This window comes from Pseudomonas sp. LBUM1644 (genome assembly GCF_059716195.1).
Window position 1 is genome coordinate 3,150,671 of sequence record NZ_CP166812.1, and the last position, 14,236, is coordinate 3,164,906.

Below are 14,236 nucleotides of genomic sequence, written 5' to 3' on the forward strand. Positions count from 1 at the left end.
AAAGGACAGAGGTCAGTTCAGCGTTGGTTCAATGTGACGCAGTGATAAGCCCAGGGACGCACGACGGCGCAACCAGGGACCCGGGCGATAACGCGGGTCGCCAGTCAGCTCAGTCATGCGTTCAAGAATAGTCAGCAGGCGTTTAGCGCCCAAGCTATCACCCCAGGCCAGCGGCCCTTGGGGGTAACCCAAACCACGACGCACACCTTCATCCAGGTCGTCGACACTGGCGATCCGTTGTTGAACGATATCGCCCGCCAGATTGACAATCAGCGCCAGCACACGCTGGGCGACAAAACCGACACTGTCATTGATCACGCTGACGCCGACCCCGTCGCGAGCGAACAAGGCATGCGCGGCATCGCGCATATCGGCCCGGGTCGCAGGGGTCAGCATCAAGGTGCGATAGCGGCCAAGGTCGAGTAGCAGATCAATACAGACCGTGCGCGTTGCATCGGTGCCGAAGCGGCTGGCGGCAGCGGACGCGTCCAGGCCGTACGGTGCGAGCAGGCAAAGCGCCTCGCTGCCTGGTGTAGCGCCCTGCTCCACCGTCGCGCCCAGGGTTTCCAGCAGCGCAGTCAGCGCGACACGATCGTCGTCACACTCGGTGCCGAGCCATACCGAAGGCATCGAGTCGACGACCGGCACAGGCTGCGGCAACGGCGGATCGAGCATCTGCCCGTTGGCATAGCGATAGAACCCACGTCCCGCCTTGCGGCCGATATGTCCGGCCTCCAGCATCTGCCGAGTCAGCGCCGCGGGTCGATAGCGGGGTTCTTGATAAAACTGGTTATAGATCGATTCAATCACCGGGTGAGAAACGTCCAGCGCCGTCAGGTCGAACAGCTCCAGCGGCCCCATGCGAAAACCCATGCCCTCACGCAGGATGCGGTCGATCTCGCCGGGCCCGGCAATGTTTTCCTTGAGCATTTGCAGGGCTTCGGTGCTATAGGCACGACCCGCATGATTGATGATGAAACCCGGGGTGTCCTTGGCGCGAATACCACGATGGCCCATTCGGTCAGCCAATGCCTGCAAGCAGTCGCCGATCTGCGGATCGGTCGCCAGGCCGTCGATCACCTCGACCACTTTCATCAGCGGTACGGGATTGAAGAAATGGAAGCCCGCCACGCGCTCCGGGTGCTGGCATTTGCGGGCAATACTGGTCACCGACAACGACGACGTATTGGAGGCCAGGATGCAATCAGCAGCGACCACTGCTTCGAGCTCGCCCAGCAAGGCCTGTTTGGCCTCAAGATTTTCGATGATGGCTTCAACCACCAGATCAACCTTCGCCAGCTGCGCTAAAGACGTTGCCACATGAATACGATCAAGGGTGGCCTGCGCATCACCCTCGGCGATCTTGCCCTTGCTGACCAGTTTTTCCAGGGTTTGCTTCAAGCTTTCACGGGCCGCATGAGCTGCGCCGTCACGATTATCAAAGATCGTGACTTGCACACCTGCCTGGGCCACAGTTTGCGCAATTCCGGTCCCCATCACGCCCGCACCGACAATCGCCATTTGATTGATGATTCGTGCCATGAATTACTCTCCCACAAAGTTGGCTGGACGCTTTTCCAGAAAGGAACGAGCGCCCTCTTTCTGGTCCTTGGAGTCGAACAACAGCTGGAACGCCTTGCGCTCGAGGACCAGCGCGCTGTCCAGCGGTAGATCAGCGCCGGCGAGGATGACTTCCTTGATCTGAGCCACTGCCAAGGCAGGTAGCGCGGCAATCTGCGCCGCCAGTTCCAGCGCGCGCGGGATGGTTTGTTCGTCCTTTACCACCTCGCTGACCATGCCGATGGCAAACGCTTCGGGGGCCGGAACCATGCAGCCGGTGAGCGCAATACGCATCGCCTTGAACTTGCCCACGGCACGGACCAGCCGCTGGGTTCCACCGGCACCGGGCATCAGCCCCAACTTGACTTCCGGCTGCCCGAAGCGGGCCGATTCCCCGGCGACGATGATGTCGCAGTGCATCGCCAGCTCGCAGCCACCGCCCAAGGCAAAGCCGTTGACCGCCGCGATCACCGGTTTTGGGCAGCGGCTAATGGCCTCCCACAAATTTTCTGTATGACGCAGATACATCTCGATCGGCGTGGCTTCAGCGAATTCACGTATGTCGGCGCCTGCGACGAAGCAGTGCTCGCCCCCTGTCAGGACAATGGCCCGAACGCGGGGGTCAACGGCCAAGGCCCGAAAATGCTCGGCCAGTTGCACACGCACCGCGCCGTTAAGCGCATTTTTGGCATCAGGCCGGGAAATCTGGACAAGTGCGACTGCGTCATCGCGAATTTGCAGGGTCACGACAGAATCGAGTGGGAAGCTCATACTTTCCTCTTGTTGTTTCGTCAGACGAAACTAGATACCGAATTTGTGATTTATCATAGGGATTGTCTGGACGATCTGTAAACAACCGATCGTCAAACATTGGTCTAGTCCTAGCAATCAAAGGGATTTGTCAGAACATATCCCAATAAAAGGTGATGGAAAATCCAGTTTCGCTATGCGAAACTCTATTTTATTTTCTTGCATTTTTGAGAATTGAGGTCCTAACATGGCACGCATCAAGTCAGACCAGCCCCTATCCACTGCAACGGGAACAGACGAGGTGGGCTTGTTGAGAATGGGTAATGTCGACCCGGCAAGCGGCATGAGTGAGGAGGAAAGTGGCGGACAGTTTGTAACGGCACTTGCTCGCGGACTGGAGCTGATGAGGTGCTTTACGCCTCGGACTAACGTGCTCGGCAATCAGGATCTGGCCCGGATGACGGGACTGCCCAAGCCGACCGTGACGCGCCTGACCAATACGTTGATGCGCCTTGGATGTCTCAAGCGCGAGGTGCACTCGGGCAAATACCAGCTGGACGTGGGCGTATTGGGATTTGGCTACGCAATGCTCTCGAACCTCTCGATCCGCGCGGTGGCCCATCCCTTGATGGAGGAGCTGGCAAATCACGCTCAAGCCGCAGTCGCCATGGCTGCTCGCGACCGTCTTCAGATGGTCTACGTCGACGTGGTGCAGGGCCAGGGCAACATGACCATGCGCCGGCAGATCGGCAGCTATTTGCCGCTGGCGCAGAGCTCGGTGGGTCGCGCTTGCCTAGCGGCGATGCCGGAAACCGAGCGAGAGTTTTTGCTGGACCACATTCGCCAGCGCGAAGCCGAGCAATGGCCGGGGATTCGCAAAGGGCTTGACCGTGCGTTCAGGGACTACGCCGATTATGGGTTCTGCCTTTCGATCGGTGAGTGGCACCGTGACGTCAATTCCATCGCGGTGCCGCTGTTACATCCGCAATACGGGCTGCTGACTTTCAATTGTGGCGGCCCCAGTTTTCAGTTGCCGCGAGAAAAGCTCGTGGACGATATCGGCCCCCGGCTGATTGATATGGTCAATAACATTGGCGCCACCGCTCGCTGACGCAACGGTAGTGGCGCCTGATTAATCGGCTCGCTTGGGAGCCATGAGGAGCGCACATGATCCGTGATACCGAAACCCTGCAAATCCTGCTGGACTCTCTCCGCCAGTTCGTGAATGAAGCGTTGATTCCGCGGGAAAACGAGGTGGCCGAGACCGACAATATCCCGGATGACATTGTCGCGCAGTTACAGGAAATGGGCTTGTTCGGGCTGACTATCCCGGAAGAGTACGGCGGCATGGGTGTCACGATGGAGGAAGAGGTCAATATTGCCTTTGAACTGGGGCGCACCTCCCCGGCCTTCCGTTCCTACATCGGCACCAATAACGGTATCGGCTCCATCGGCATCCTGCTGGACGGCAGCCAGGAGCAGAAAAACAAGTACCTTCCAGGCCTCGCGTCTGGCGAGCTCTTGAGTGCCTTCTGCCTGACCGAACCCGATTCCGGCTCCGATGCAGCGTCGTTGAAAACCACCGCCGTGCGCGACGGTGATCACTATGTGATCAACGGCACCAAGCGCTTCATTACCAATGCCCCCCACGCCGACATTTTTACCGTGATGGCGCGCACCAACGCGGGTATTAAAGGCTCTGGAGGTATCAGCGCGTTCATCGTGGAACGCACCACCCCAGGCATCTCGTTGGGCAAATGCGATCACAAGATGGGCCAGAAAGGCGCACATACCAGCGATGTCATCTTTGAAAACGTTCGCGTACCCGCGACTCAGTTGATCGGCGGTGTCGAGGGCGTGGGTTTCAAAACTGCCATGAAAGTGCTGGACAAGGGCCGCTTGCATATCGCGGCCTTGAGCGTTGGCGCAGCGGAGCGAATGCTCGCTGACTCTCTTCAATATGCCATTGAGCGCAAGCAATTCGGCAAGCCTATTGCCGAGTTCCAGCTGATCCAGGCGATGCTCGCCGACAGCAAGGCGGAAATCTATGCCGCACGCTGCATGGTTCTGGATGCTGCACAAAAGCGCGACCAAGGCTTGAACATCGGTACCGAGGCCTCCTGCGCCAAGATGTTCGCAACCGAGATGTGCGGCCGAGTCGCCGACCGCGGCGTGCAGATCCACGGCGGCGCGGGCTACGTCAGCGAGTACAGCATTGAACGCTTCTACCGTGACGTGCGTCTGTTCCGAATCTATGAAGGAACCACGCAAATTCAACAGCTGGTCATCGCCCGAAACATGATTCGCGACGCTCAACGCTGAAACCTCGAATTCGACGCTGACTCAAGCCCTCCCCTGTCCCCATAAATACAATAAGGTGATCTGATGGACGCTGCTGCTCGGGTCAATGCTAAGGCATTGACCAAAAACAATATCTGGGTGTTGGTATTCGCGTTCTGCTTTCTTGGATTGCTGATCGACGGTGCTGACCTGATGCTTCTTTCCTACAGCCTCAGCAGCCTGAAGGCTGAATTTGGCCTGACCAATGTTGAAGCCGGCAGCCTCGGAAGCTTCACGCTCGCGGGTATGGCCATCGGTGGCATCTACGGCGGATGGGCCTGCGATCGTTTCGGCCGTGTCAAGACCGTCGTCTGGAGCATCGTGCTTTTTTCAGTGGGCACGGCCATTCTCGGGCTTACGCAAAACTATTGGCAATTCGCATGCACCCGATTCGTCTCATCATTGGGAATCGGCGCCCTCTATGTCGCCTGCAACACCCTGATGGCCGAATACGTCCCGACCCGCTACCGCACGACCGTATTAGGTACTCTGCAAGCGGGCTGGTCCGTGGGCTACATCGTCGCAACGCTTTTGGCGGGCTGGATCTTGCCGATCCATGGCTGGCGCGTGTTGTTCTACGTCGCCATTATCCCGGTAATTATGGCGGTAGTGATGCAGCGATTCGTGCCTGAACCACAAGCCTGGATCAACGCTCAAGCCGAGCGAGCCAAACAAAAAGTCCAGGGCATTCAGAATCGGGCTTCGGGTAAACGCGAAAGCAAGTACAAGCAGATCTTCAGTGATCCGAAGGCCCGCTTCATGTTCATTTCCTGGGCATTGACTGCCGGCTTCCTGCAGTTTGGCTACTACGGCGTCAACAACTGGCTGCCGACGTACCTGGAAAGCGAACTGGGCATGAACCTCAAATCCATGACCGGTTATATGGTGGGCACCTATACCGCCATGATCCTGGGCAAGATTCTCGCTGGATTGGCGGCTGACAAGATTGGTCGCCGTACCGTGTTCGCCTTCGGTGCACTGGGCACAGCGGTATTTCTGCCCGTGATCGTGCTGTTCCAGAGTCCGGAAAACATACTTTGGATGCTGGTAGTGTTCGGGTTTCTATATGGCATTCCATACGGTGTAAATGCCACCTACATGACTGAGAGCTTTGAGGCGAAATTTCGCGGGTCTGCGGTAGGCGGTGCCTACAACATCGGTCGCCTGGGCGCAGCGATCGCTCCTGCAGCCATTGGATATTTGGCATCGCACGGCTCGATCGGCGTGGGTTTCCTGGTCATGGGGGCTGCCTACTTCATCTGTGGCGTAATACCGGCGCTGTTGATCCGGGACAAGCAATTTGACCCGCAGAAGCAATAGACGAAGCCAGCCTGGCGCAGCCAGCGGGCATCAGCAGGTCCCGCTCAGCTTGTGTCGATAATATTCGCCCGTATGCGGGGCGCGCTAAAGCAAGGCAAGCCATGGATGGCATCGTTAAAATCGCTCGAGAAACGGTGATCACTACTGGGTCAATGCCTACATCACTCCGTTTTCGAATGCAGTCAGGTCGTTGGCTACGAAATGGAGAGAGTAAAGCTGACCGCCGAACAAATCCGTCGCGCTGAAATCTTCACAAGCGCATCAGCCTCGAAAAATCAGCCGTCCCAAGCAGTGATAGATGGCAATCAGCCGCAACATCAACACCATCGCGAACCTGGCAGATCAAACGTCAGAACAAGCGAGATATTCCGCAGAGCTAAGCAAGGAATTGACCCAGACGGCCGGGACTCAGAATTGGTTGGTTGAGCGGTTTGATCGATAGTACATCACCGTCCCGACAAAACCCTATCTCCGCGGATTTTCAGGTTCTGCGTACTGGGGCTTAACTGTCCATAGCGAACCAACTGCAGCCCTATGTGACAGGCAGCAAATTATCGGCCAGAAGCAGACATTCGCCTGCCAATTTCATGTCCTGCTTTAGATTTTACTGGATTTCCGCATATGGAATATCATTCAGTTAGTTCGCTTTGCTAACCGAGGTCGATTACAGTAGTGATCAAAATTTAGTCTTCATATTTATGAAGTCATATACAAGCCGGAGACGTAGTTGCCCCAATAGGAAATCGCTTCATTCAAGTGTCTATGTTATCGACGTAGTTTAATGACCATATAAAAAAAACAATACAAAGCATTACGCATTGATAGCAACCTAATTAAAAGCTGATTAACTATTTTCTTCCAACTAACCGCTCGTCGCCATGCAGAAAAAAAATTCAACTTTTTCTAAAGCGGGTGACTCCCAACAATACAGCCATCAAGACGGTGTGTACATTTTCAGATTGATTGGCGATTATTGATAGGAGACAGCAATGAACTACGAAGATCGCGATACCCATGGCATGTACAAAACCAACCTCCTGCGAGATACCGGCTCCGAGGAACAGGGGCCTGGCCCCGACCTGATGGGTGCAGATACACTCATTGGAAATGATGTTTATAACCATAACGAAGAAGACTTGGGGGATATTAAGGAAATCATGCTAGATGTTCGCAGCGGTAGAGTGAGTTACGCCGTTCTATCCTTTGGTGGCTTTCTTGGTATGGGAGAAAAATTGTTTGCGGTACCCTGGAATGCATTGACACTCGATACAGTAAATAAACGCTTTGTACTAAGCGTAGAGAAAGAGCGCTTGGAAAATGCACCAGGTTTTGACAAGGACAGTTGGCCTAATATGGCCGACGAGTCTTGGGCAACAGAAATCCATTCTTTCTATGGAACTAAACCCTACGATTACGACACTATCCAAAGACAAAGTATCGACAAGAACTAACCGTCCATATCCGAAACGAAGAGTGATGCGCGCCGTTCAAAACAACGAGATGTTAAAGCTGGTCATTGGGGGTGCCAACCCTAAGGCGCGCATTGCGGTGAGAAAAGGTTCTGTCGGCAGCAAAGGGTTTAGCAGTGGATTCTGCTGCCCATCGCCGAATCCCGTGTTGGCTCGTGCGGGAAAGGCATTCGGAGAACAATGGGACGCCGCGATCGAGCACTTACGTAGGCTCGCCGCAGAACCCCTATACCCTGCGGTGAATGTCTCTAATGGGTCGAATAGCGATGGTCTAGCATCGACCGTCACTATGGATGATCAGACTTCAGTCTGTTCCGCCATTTCCAGGGCATTATCGACCTCGATTCCCACGTATCTGACGGTGCTTTCAAGCTTCGTATGACCAAGCAGGAGTTGGACAGCTCTCAGATTTTTCGTTCTGCGATAGATCAGCGATGCCATGGTTCTCCGTAGCGTGTGAGTACCGTACATGGTTGGGTCAAGTCCAATGGCGGCCACCCACGCTTTCACTATTCGAGCGTATTGTCTGGTCGATAGGTGTTTTGAGTCGTGCAAACGGCTCGGGAACAAGAAGTCCTCGCTGTGGAGGTGGGCTTGATGCATCCAAGCCTCTAGAACCGTTCGGGTTTGCTCAGTGATTTCAAATTGCACTGGGTGGTGGGTTTTTTGCTGCATCACCATGGCCCGTGACGACACGTGTTCCCCATGGGCTATGTCTCGGACTCGCAGCTTGGTTAAGTCACAGGCACGCAGTTTGCTGTCGATAGCCAAGTTGAAGAGTGCCAAATCCCGTGTCTTCTCCGCGAGCTGGAGTCTGACCCGAATGGCCCAGATATCTCTGACTCGAAGCGGTGCTTTCTGCCCGACAATCTTTCCCTTGTTCCAAGGCTGATGGCTGAGTGTGGCATTAGTGTTCATGGCTGATCCTCCACGTTGAGGGAGGATAAGGGTGGATCAGTCACCGTGAGTGAGGGGCGCAATCCGACCCGTAACTGCCAGTCATTTGTGCCTACAGAGTCAGGGGCAATTCAGAAAGCGCCTAACGCTCTTCAAGCGAGTTAAACAAAGGTCCATTTAAACGATACGCTTTGCCATGTAACTGGCCGTAGCGGGACACAGACTGCGGAACTCAAGAGTGTTCTGAATGGCTGAGGGCGCAGCACCCCTTACACGACTTTCGAAGCCGTGGTGCTCGAAGAAGGGGGCGGCGGTGTTGGTGAGCAGGTGTAACGACTTCACCCCATGACTTACAAGTAGAGCTTCCAACGATTTCAATGCATCTGAGCCGATGCCCTCTCCTCGATGTGAGGGAAATATCAAAAACGAACGCAACAGGCGATCAGCGGTGGAGCCCTCTACACCCACATAACCCACCAATCGGTCGCCCTGGTGAAACTGAAAGAAATCACGCTCAGGCTCGTAAAGGTCGGCATGGGGCAATCCTTCGGCCCGGAGCGACACAATTAGCGAGTCCAGGTTATAAAGCGGAGAGATTTTGAGGAGTTGGGAGGCGGGCATGAAACATCACCTAAAGGGCCAAGAATGAATACCATTAGAAAAATCAGGATAGCGGTTGAATCCGATGCACCTGCCATTCGAGGGATCTATGCACCGTTTGTTGAGCGTACTGCAATTTCCTTTGAACTGGAGCCTCCCAGCATTGAAGAGATGGCGCGGCGAATCTCCTCGACACTGCCTACATACCCCTACCTTGTGGCAGAGCTGGACGGACAGGTGGTCGGGTACGCTTACGCCAGTCAACATCGTGCCCGAGAGGCGTATCGATGGTCGGTCGATGTGACCGTATATGTTTCGCCCCAGGTGCACCGTAGCGGAATTGGACGGGCATTGTATGGACGGCTATTACCGATTCTTCAGCGTCAAGGTTTCCATGCTGCGTATGCTGGCATCGCTTTACCAAATGCAGGAAGCGTTGGTCTACATGAGTCGTTGGGATTTATGCACATTGGCACCTATCCCGAAGTCGGATTCAAGAACGACAAGTGGCATGACGTCGGTTATTGGCGTAAGTCATTGAATGACTCATCGCCGCCCATTCCGATCGTTGCTTTCAATTCCTCGATGCGAGAGGTCGTTTTGTAGCAAATGTGAAAGCCTACTTTGACTGCAAACGACCCGATTGAACGTCCGCTTTTGACCGATTTCTGCCTGTCATGAAGGGCCATAATCGACCCAAAGCAGTCCTTCGCGTCGGGCGGCAGTCGGCCAAAAGCGGACTTCAAATGCCATCCACGCGGCCTTTAGATTCACCAGCAATTCAAGCAGGCCGTGCGTAAGGGCTTCAACATCAACACTGCGGTGGCCGACTGGACCAATTGCTGATATTCATCTGTTTGCTTTAGCGCCACTAGCGCCTTATTGAAGCGTTCCAGTGCTGGCTGCAACTTCATAGCTTTGCTAAAGGCCAAATGCAGAGAATCGCGAACCAGCGGTTTGGGTAACAGCAAAAATTGGCTTCGATTGGCCTTCAGCCTAGGGTCCGAGGCCAGGATTACCTCAAGCCCGGAAACGCCATTGCCAATAATCGCCACATCTATGCGGCCGGCCAGTAGCTTTAGCAGCCTCGATTGTTCACCGTGTTCCCGTTCCACCTGTAGCTCGCCGTTACTGATGGCCTGATCAACATCTTCACCGTAGCTGGCACCGGACAGACCGCCGAGCTTCTTTCCCTGCAAGACTTTGATCGTATTGAAGTCAAATTCGTGGCCTTTCAAAACCACCAAACTGATGTCGTCGTCGTAAATCGGTAGTGAGAAATCGTAGAATTTTTCGCGCGCCTTGTTACGCGAAATATTGGGGATGCCGCCGTTGCTATTTTGGGCATTCTTCAATGCTCGCTTCCACGGCAGTAAGCGCAGCTCATAGGTATCGCCGGTATCTTTTTCCAGTCTGGCGAAGATCGCCGGCAAGATTCCAGCGGGCTGATCGTGATCTAGGTAAATAATCGGCGGATAGCTATTGTCGCCATAGATCACCAGATTCTCGGCGCTAGAGCGCAGCGTCATGCAAGAAAGTACGCAAGCGCAAACCGCAGTAGAGAAGTAACCTTTTATCGTCATAACGGTTTCTTTTAGATAATCCTGAAGACTATCAGGCAACTGAAAATATGCACGCTAATGCTCTAGGGAAACTCTGAAGATGAATCGTCCCTAGTTCCGTAGGCGCTCAACGGATGTTTCTGGCCGATTTCTGCCTGTCGCCACGGGCACCTCTGGGTTGTTTGCCGCCCTTCGCGACGGGCAGAGTTCAACCCACAGCTGAAGTGGCTACAGGATAAATCGACCAACGTCGAGCGATTTACCCCTTAGTCCTATCTGAGAAAGCGCAGTCAGTCTCCCGTGCCCCTCCCTTCGCGGAGCGCGGTCCAAGCTTGTTCATCAGCGTGCAACAATTCAGCCTGGTGGTGCGTACAATCAAGTCCATCCAAACGAAGTCCGACGAACTTAACAGGCGACTGAATCAAGTACGTCCTTACCTATCCCCCTGTTGGTCACCTGAAGCCGACACTCCACGCCAGGCGCTTGGATTAATCCCCTCGACTTTCAGAAAACTGCGACAAAAATGCGCCTGATCGCAGAATCCACATTCGGCACTGATTTGCGTAAGCGTCATATCGGAATCGACAATCATGTGCTTTGCCTGGGTGATGCGCTGGCGGTTGATCCAGTCCTGCGGCGCCAAGCCCATACTGCGTTTGAACGCCCTGGAAAAATGACTGCGTGACATCGCGCAGGCTACGGCTAACTGCACCACGGTTAGATCGCCGCCCAAATTATCCACGATCATTTGCTTGGCCAGCCGTTGCCGCCAAAGTGTCAGTCCGCCCACTTCTCCTACGTCGTTTTGTTTATCCGAATGTTCAGCGTTTGGTAAACAGTACGCGCGCGCAACGCTCGCCATGACAGATGCTCCAGCAATGGATTTTTTTTTGGGTGTTGTGCAGGTGCTAACAAATGAAAGCTACGACTGCTATAGAGGTCACAGAGATTAGCCGAGCATTTCCCGATAGATCTTGAAGAATCTTGCAGGCCAGCGCATTTGCATCTGCGTACAATCGCCTGGTTTCATAACCCCGATGGCAGGAGAAAGGCTTCGTGCATGATGATTTCGGTACCGATGCCGGAAAGAATTCCGTCAATGTCTGGACGATGGTGGATCTTTACGACGCCGAGCTGTTAAAAGGCGCCTACTTCGACCATCGCTATCCGTGGCATACCCATGAAGAACTCAGTCTGGGGGTGGTGCTTGCCGGAGGCGTTCATCTGAAAACTCTCCGTTCAGACGGCATCGCCAGGCGCGGAAGTTTTGTCTTGATTAATCCAGACGATCTCCATTGCGGACGGCCAGATACGGGCGGTTGGTTGTGCCGAACGTTGCATATCCATCCGGACGTGTTTCTGGAGATAGCCATGAGCACCTTCGGGATATCCGGGCTACCGATGTTTGCCAGTCCGGTGATTGAAGATCCCGTGCTGACTACAAACCTTCTGGAGCTTCATCGTCTCTCCGAGACTCATTGTTCGTCGCTTGAGCGCCAGTCCCGAATCACTGAAATAATCATCCGTTTGCTCACGGTGCACGGCAGTCGAATGTGGTTGCCTGACACGACCTGCTCTGAGCCGTCAGCGATCACCCTTGCGCGTTCCTATCTTGATGAAAATCTGTCGGACAAAGTGACGCTTGATGACCTCTCCAAATTGACCGGATTGCCATCGTTCCAGCTGATGAGGGCGTTCCGTCAGAAATGTGGGGTGACACCGCACGTATATCAACTACAGGCACGGGTGCGACGAGCGCACAAACTATTGAGAACAGGCCTGGGTCTGGCTGAGGTAGCGATGGCTTCTGGGTTCGCCGATCAGCCGCATTTGACCCGGGTGTACAAGTCAATCATGGGCGCTACACCGGGTCAGTTCGGGCGTAGTCGAAATAGCCGCGCTGCTCATTAAAAAAGTGCGACCAACTATGCATTGAACAGCATCCTAGAGTGCTGTTTTAAAAGTACCTCATCCGTCAGCGTGTTAGGACATCGCCACACGTGCTTGCGGTATGAAAAGCCGAACACGTATCTGGGCCTGGACCATGAGAATCGATAGCGCATCAGCCAGGGAGATCGAGTTGGTACGCCGTTTTGTTGCCCTTCGATCTTACCTACCGCGGAACGGCTGTTATTGGCCCAGAGTGTGTAAAAACGCTTTCGCAAACCCTTGCTATGATTTCTGAGGATTTCATCGCAGGGATCGCCCATGAAGCGCTTTATCCAAGGTGAACATCGAGGCCAAGGCACCTTACTTCCCGAGAGCCTCTACGACTACGTCAGCGATACCAATCCGGTGCGCGTAGTCGACGTCTTTGTCGACGAACTCGACCTGGTCAAACTGGGTTTTGAAGGCGTCATACCGGCTGATACCAGCCGGCCTGCTTACCACCCCGCGATCCTCCTGAAGATTTACATCTACGGCTATCTCAACCGCATTCAGTCGAGCCGGCGCCTGGAGCGAGAAGCCCAGCGTAACGTAGAATTGATGTGGCTAACCGGGCGTTTGCAGCCCTTCGTGACAGGCAGCAATCGGCCCAGAGTGTGTCAAAACCCTTGTTAGCCGCTTTCATCCGGAATGTTTCGCTCTACTCAGCCCTGGTCAGACATCAGTTGCTCAGATTCAGTATAAAATTCCGGCGATCAGCAGGCACGCCGACAGCGTGGGCTAGAGGCTAGAAATCTGGGGGTTGGATGATTGCAGGCAACCCTCGCGACTCTCAGTTTTCGAGGTGTTTAGCGCGTTTTCACACAGCCTGGGTCGCCTGTAGCCCTTCGCGACAGGCAGAAATCGGCTGCTTATTGCCTGAAACTGATACCGACTTTCGCGGGGAGGCAAGCTGACGAAGCTTTTAACCTCCGCTCTTGGATGAGATGAAAAAAAGGACCCTCGGAGGGCCCTTTTTTACTCAAACCAAAATCACTTTGTCAGCCAAGACTCAACAGTCGCGGAACCGTGTTCTGCTTTCCATTCTTTCAGCGTTTTGTGATTGCCGCCTTTGGTTTCGACGACTTCGCCGGTATGAGGATTCTTGTAAACCTTCACTTGGCGTGGCTTACGGGTGCCAGCTTTGGAATCGACGGCAGGAGCGCGACGGCTCGCTTGCGGATCTAGCAGGTTGATCACGTTCGGTAGGCTGCAGCCGTACTCGGCCAGCAGTGCACGCAGTTTGGTCTCGAACTCGATTTCTTTCTTGAGGCCAACATCACCTTTCAGCGCTTCGAGAGCTTGGAGCTGTTCAGCCAAGTGCTTTTCGAGCTGACGAAATTCTGCGAGTTTTGACATGTTAATTCTCTATGTAGTTAGTAATCTAACGATACACCAAAAACCACATTTTGAATCTAGGGGCAGGGAGCTCAGTGTATGCGAGTCCATGTCGCGGCCAGGATTTATTCGTCCTCCGCCAAGAGCGGCGTATTGAGGGCAGCGTCGATCTGATTGACTTGCGAAATGATGCTAGCGCCGCCCTGTGCTGAGTACTCTACGACTGGCGTATTCTCAAAATGGAATCTGTGATGGCTTGACCATTTGTGTCCAGCGTTTCCATGGCCGACACCGCATTAGCGGCGACATTCCCTACTCCATTTTCTGAGAGCCACTTGGTTATCTCTTCTGTCGCTGCACTTAGGGCGTGCTGGTTGTGGAGGAGCAATGTCAGAGCGTCCGCTGTAGCGATCTTGCAATCTGAGTTATCTGGCATGACTGTCGTCCTGCCTAGCTCATCTCGCCGTCGACTTA

The 14,236-nt window shown here is 54.3% G+C and carries 14 protein-coding genes and 2 pseudogenes; 8 read left to right on the forward strand and 8 right to left on the reverse strand.

Translation table 11 applies throughout. The features are described from left to right. Window positions 1-12: 12 nt before the first annotated feature. Window positions 13-1,542 carry a 3-hydroxyacyl-CoA dehydrogenase gene (locus tag ACA052_RS14190; RefSeq protein ID WP_497645440.1) on the reverse strand — a complete coding sequence of 510 codons (1,530 nt, stop codon included), beginning with the start codon at window positions 1,540-1,542 and terminating at the stop codon, window positions 13-15. A gap of 3 nt (window positions 1,543-1,545) precedes the next feature. Continuing rightward, window positions 1,546-2,331, reverse strand: coding sequence for an enoyl-CoA hydratase (locus ACA052_RS14195; RefSeq protein ID WP_497645441.1), 786 nt, complete (start codon window positions 2,329-2,331; stop codon window positions 1,546-1,548). A gap of 226 nt (window positions 2,332-2,557) precedes the next feature. Here ACA052_RS14195 and ACA052_RS14200 point away from each other — a divergent pair, with 226 nt between their 5' ends. The 5 genes and pseudogenes from ACA052_RS14200 to ACA052_RS14220 all read left to right on the forward strand — a co-directional run bounded on the left by ACA052_RS14200 (window position 2,558) and on the right by ACA052_RS14220 (window position 7,421). Then, a complete protein-coding gene (locus ACA052_RS14200) occupies window positions 2,558-3,421 on the forward strand; it encodes an IclR family transcriptional regulator (protein ID WP_497645443.1) in 864 nt (287 codons plus the stop codon). A gap of 56 nt (window positions 3,422-3,477) precedes the next feature. Next, complete coding sequence (locus ACA052_RS14205) at window positions 3,478-4,632, forward strand: acyl-CoA dehydrogenase family protein (RefSeq protein WP_497645444.1); 1,155 nt, start codon at window positions 3,478-3,480, stop codon at window positions 4,630-4,632. A gap of 63 nt (window positions 4,633-4,695) precedes the next feature. Then, complete coding sequence (locus ACA052_RS14210; protein WP_497645445.1) at window positions 4,696-5,970, forward strand: MFS transporter; 1,275 nt, start codon at window positions 4,696-4,698, stop codon at window positions 5,968-5,970. A gap of 54 nt (window positions 5,971-6,024) precedes the next feature. After that, window positions 6,025-6,272 (forward strand): annotated as a pseudogene (locus tag ACA052_RS14215) (chemotaxis protein); the annotation flags it as partial. 687 nt (window positions 6,273-6,959) lie between these two features. Beyond that, entirely contained in the window at window positions 6,960-7,421 is a 462-nt protein-coding gene (locus ACA052_RS14220; protein WP_497645446.1) for a PRC-barrel domain-containing protein, read from the forward strand. Window positions 7,422-7,736: 315 nt separating this feature from the next. Here the strand turns inward: ACA052_RS14220 and ACA052_RS14225 are convergent, their stop codons facing one another. Continuing rightward, on the reverse strand, window positions 7,737-8,357 hold the full coding sequence (locus tag ACA052_RS14225; protein WP_497645447.1) for a tyrosine-type recombinase/integrase: 621 nt from the start codon (window positions 8,355-8,357) through the stop codon (window positions 7,737-7,739). Window positions 8,358-8,513: 156 nt separating this feature from the next. Then, on the reverse strand, window positions 8,514-8,957 hold the full coding sequence (gene arsN2 / locus ACA052_RS14230) for an arsenic resistance N-acetyltransferase ArsN2 (protein WP_497645448.1): 444 nt from the start codon (window positions 8,955-8,957) through the stop codon (window positions 8,514-8,516). A gap of 24 nt (window positions 8,958-8,981) precedes the next feature. On the opposite strand from arsN2, the gene ACA052_RS14235 reads away from it, so the two are divergent. Then, complete coding sequence (locus tag ACA052_RS14235; RefSeq protein ID WP_497645449.1) at window positions 8,982-9,542, forward strand: arsinothricin resistance N-acetyltransferase ArsN1 family B; 561 nt, start codon at window positions 8,982-8,984, stop codon at window positions 9,540-9,542. Window positions 9,543-9,706: 164 nt separating this feature from the next. Here the strand turns inward: ACA052_RS14235 and ACA052_RS14240 are convergent, their stop codons facing one another. After that, window positions 9,707-10,519, reverse strand: a complete 813-nt coding sequence (locus ACA052_RS14240) for a substrate-binding periplasmic protein (RefSeq protein WP_497645450.1) — start codon at window positions 10,517-10,519, stop codon at window positions 9,707-9,709. A 412-nt stretch (window positions 10,520-10,931) separates the two neighbouring features. Continuing rightward, on the reverse strand, window positions 10,932-11,360 hold the full coding sequence (locus tag ACA052_RS14245; RefSeq protein WP_497645451.1) for a helix-turn-helix domain-containing protein: 429 nt from the start codon (window positions 11,358-11,360) through the stop codon (window positions 10,932-10,934). Window positions 11,361-11,554: 194 nt separating this feature from the next. Between ACA052_RS14245 and ACA052_RS14250 the strand changes: the two genes are divergently transcribed. Both ACA052_RS14250 and ACA052_RS14255 read left to right on the forward strand, forming a co-directional pair. Further along, window positions 11,555-12,409 (forward strand): AraC family ligand binding domain-containing protein, encoded by an 855-nt coding sequence (locus ACA052_RS14250; RefSeq protein ID WP_497645452.1) that lies wholly within the window; start codon window positions 11,555-11,557, stop codon window positions 12,407-12,409. A gap of 297 nt (window positions 12,410-12,706) precedes the next feature. Further along, a pseudogene (locus ACA052_RS14255) lies at window positions 12,707-13,012 on the forward strand (transposase); the annotation flags it as partial. Between the two features lie 405 nt (window positions 13,013-13,417). Here ACA052_RS14255 and ACA052_RS14260 read toward each other — a convergent pair. Both ACA052_RS14260 and ACA052_RS14265 read right to left on the reverse strand, forming a co-directional pair. Next, on the reverse strand, window positions 13,418-13,783 hold the full coding sequence (locus tag ACA052_RS14260) for a histone-like nucleoid-structuring protein, MvaT/MvaU family (RefSeq protein ID WP_497645453.1): 366 nt from the start codon (window positions 13,781-13,783) through the stop codon (window positions 13,418-13,420). A gap of 196 nt (window positions 13,784-13,979) precedes the next feature. Further along, entirely contained in the window at window positions 13,980-14,198 is a 219-nt protein-coding gene (locus ACA052_RS14265) for a hypothetical protein (protein WP_497645454.1), read from the reverse strand. Window positions 14,199-14,236: the final 38 nt, after the last annotated feature.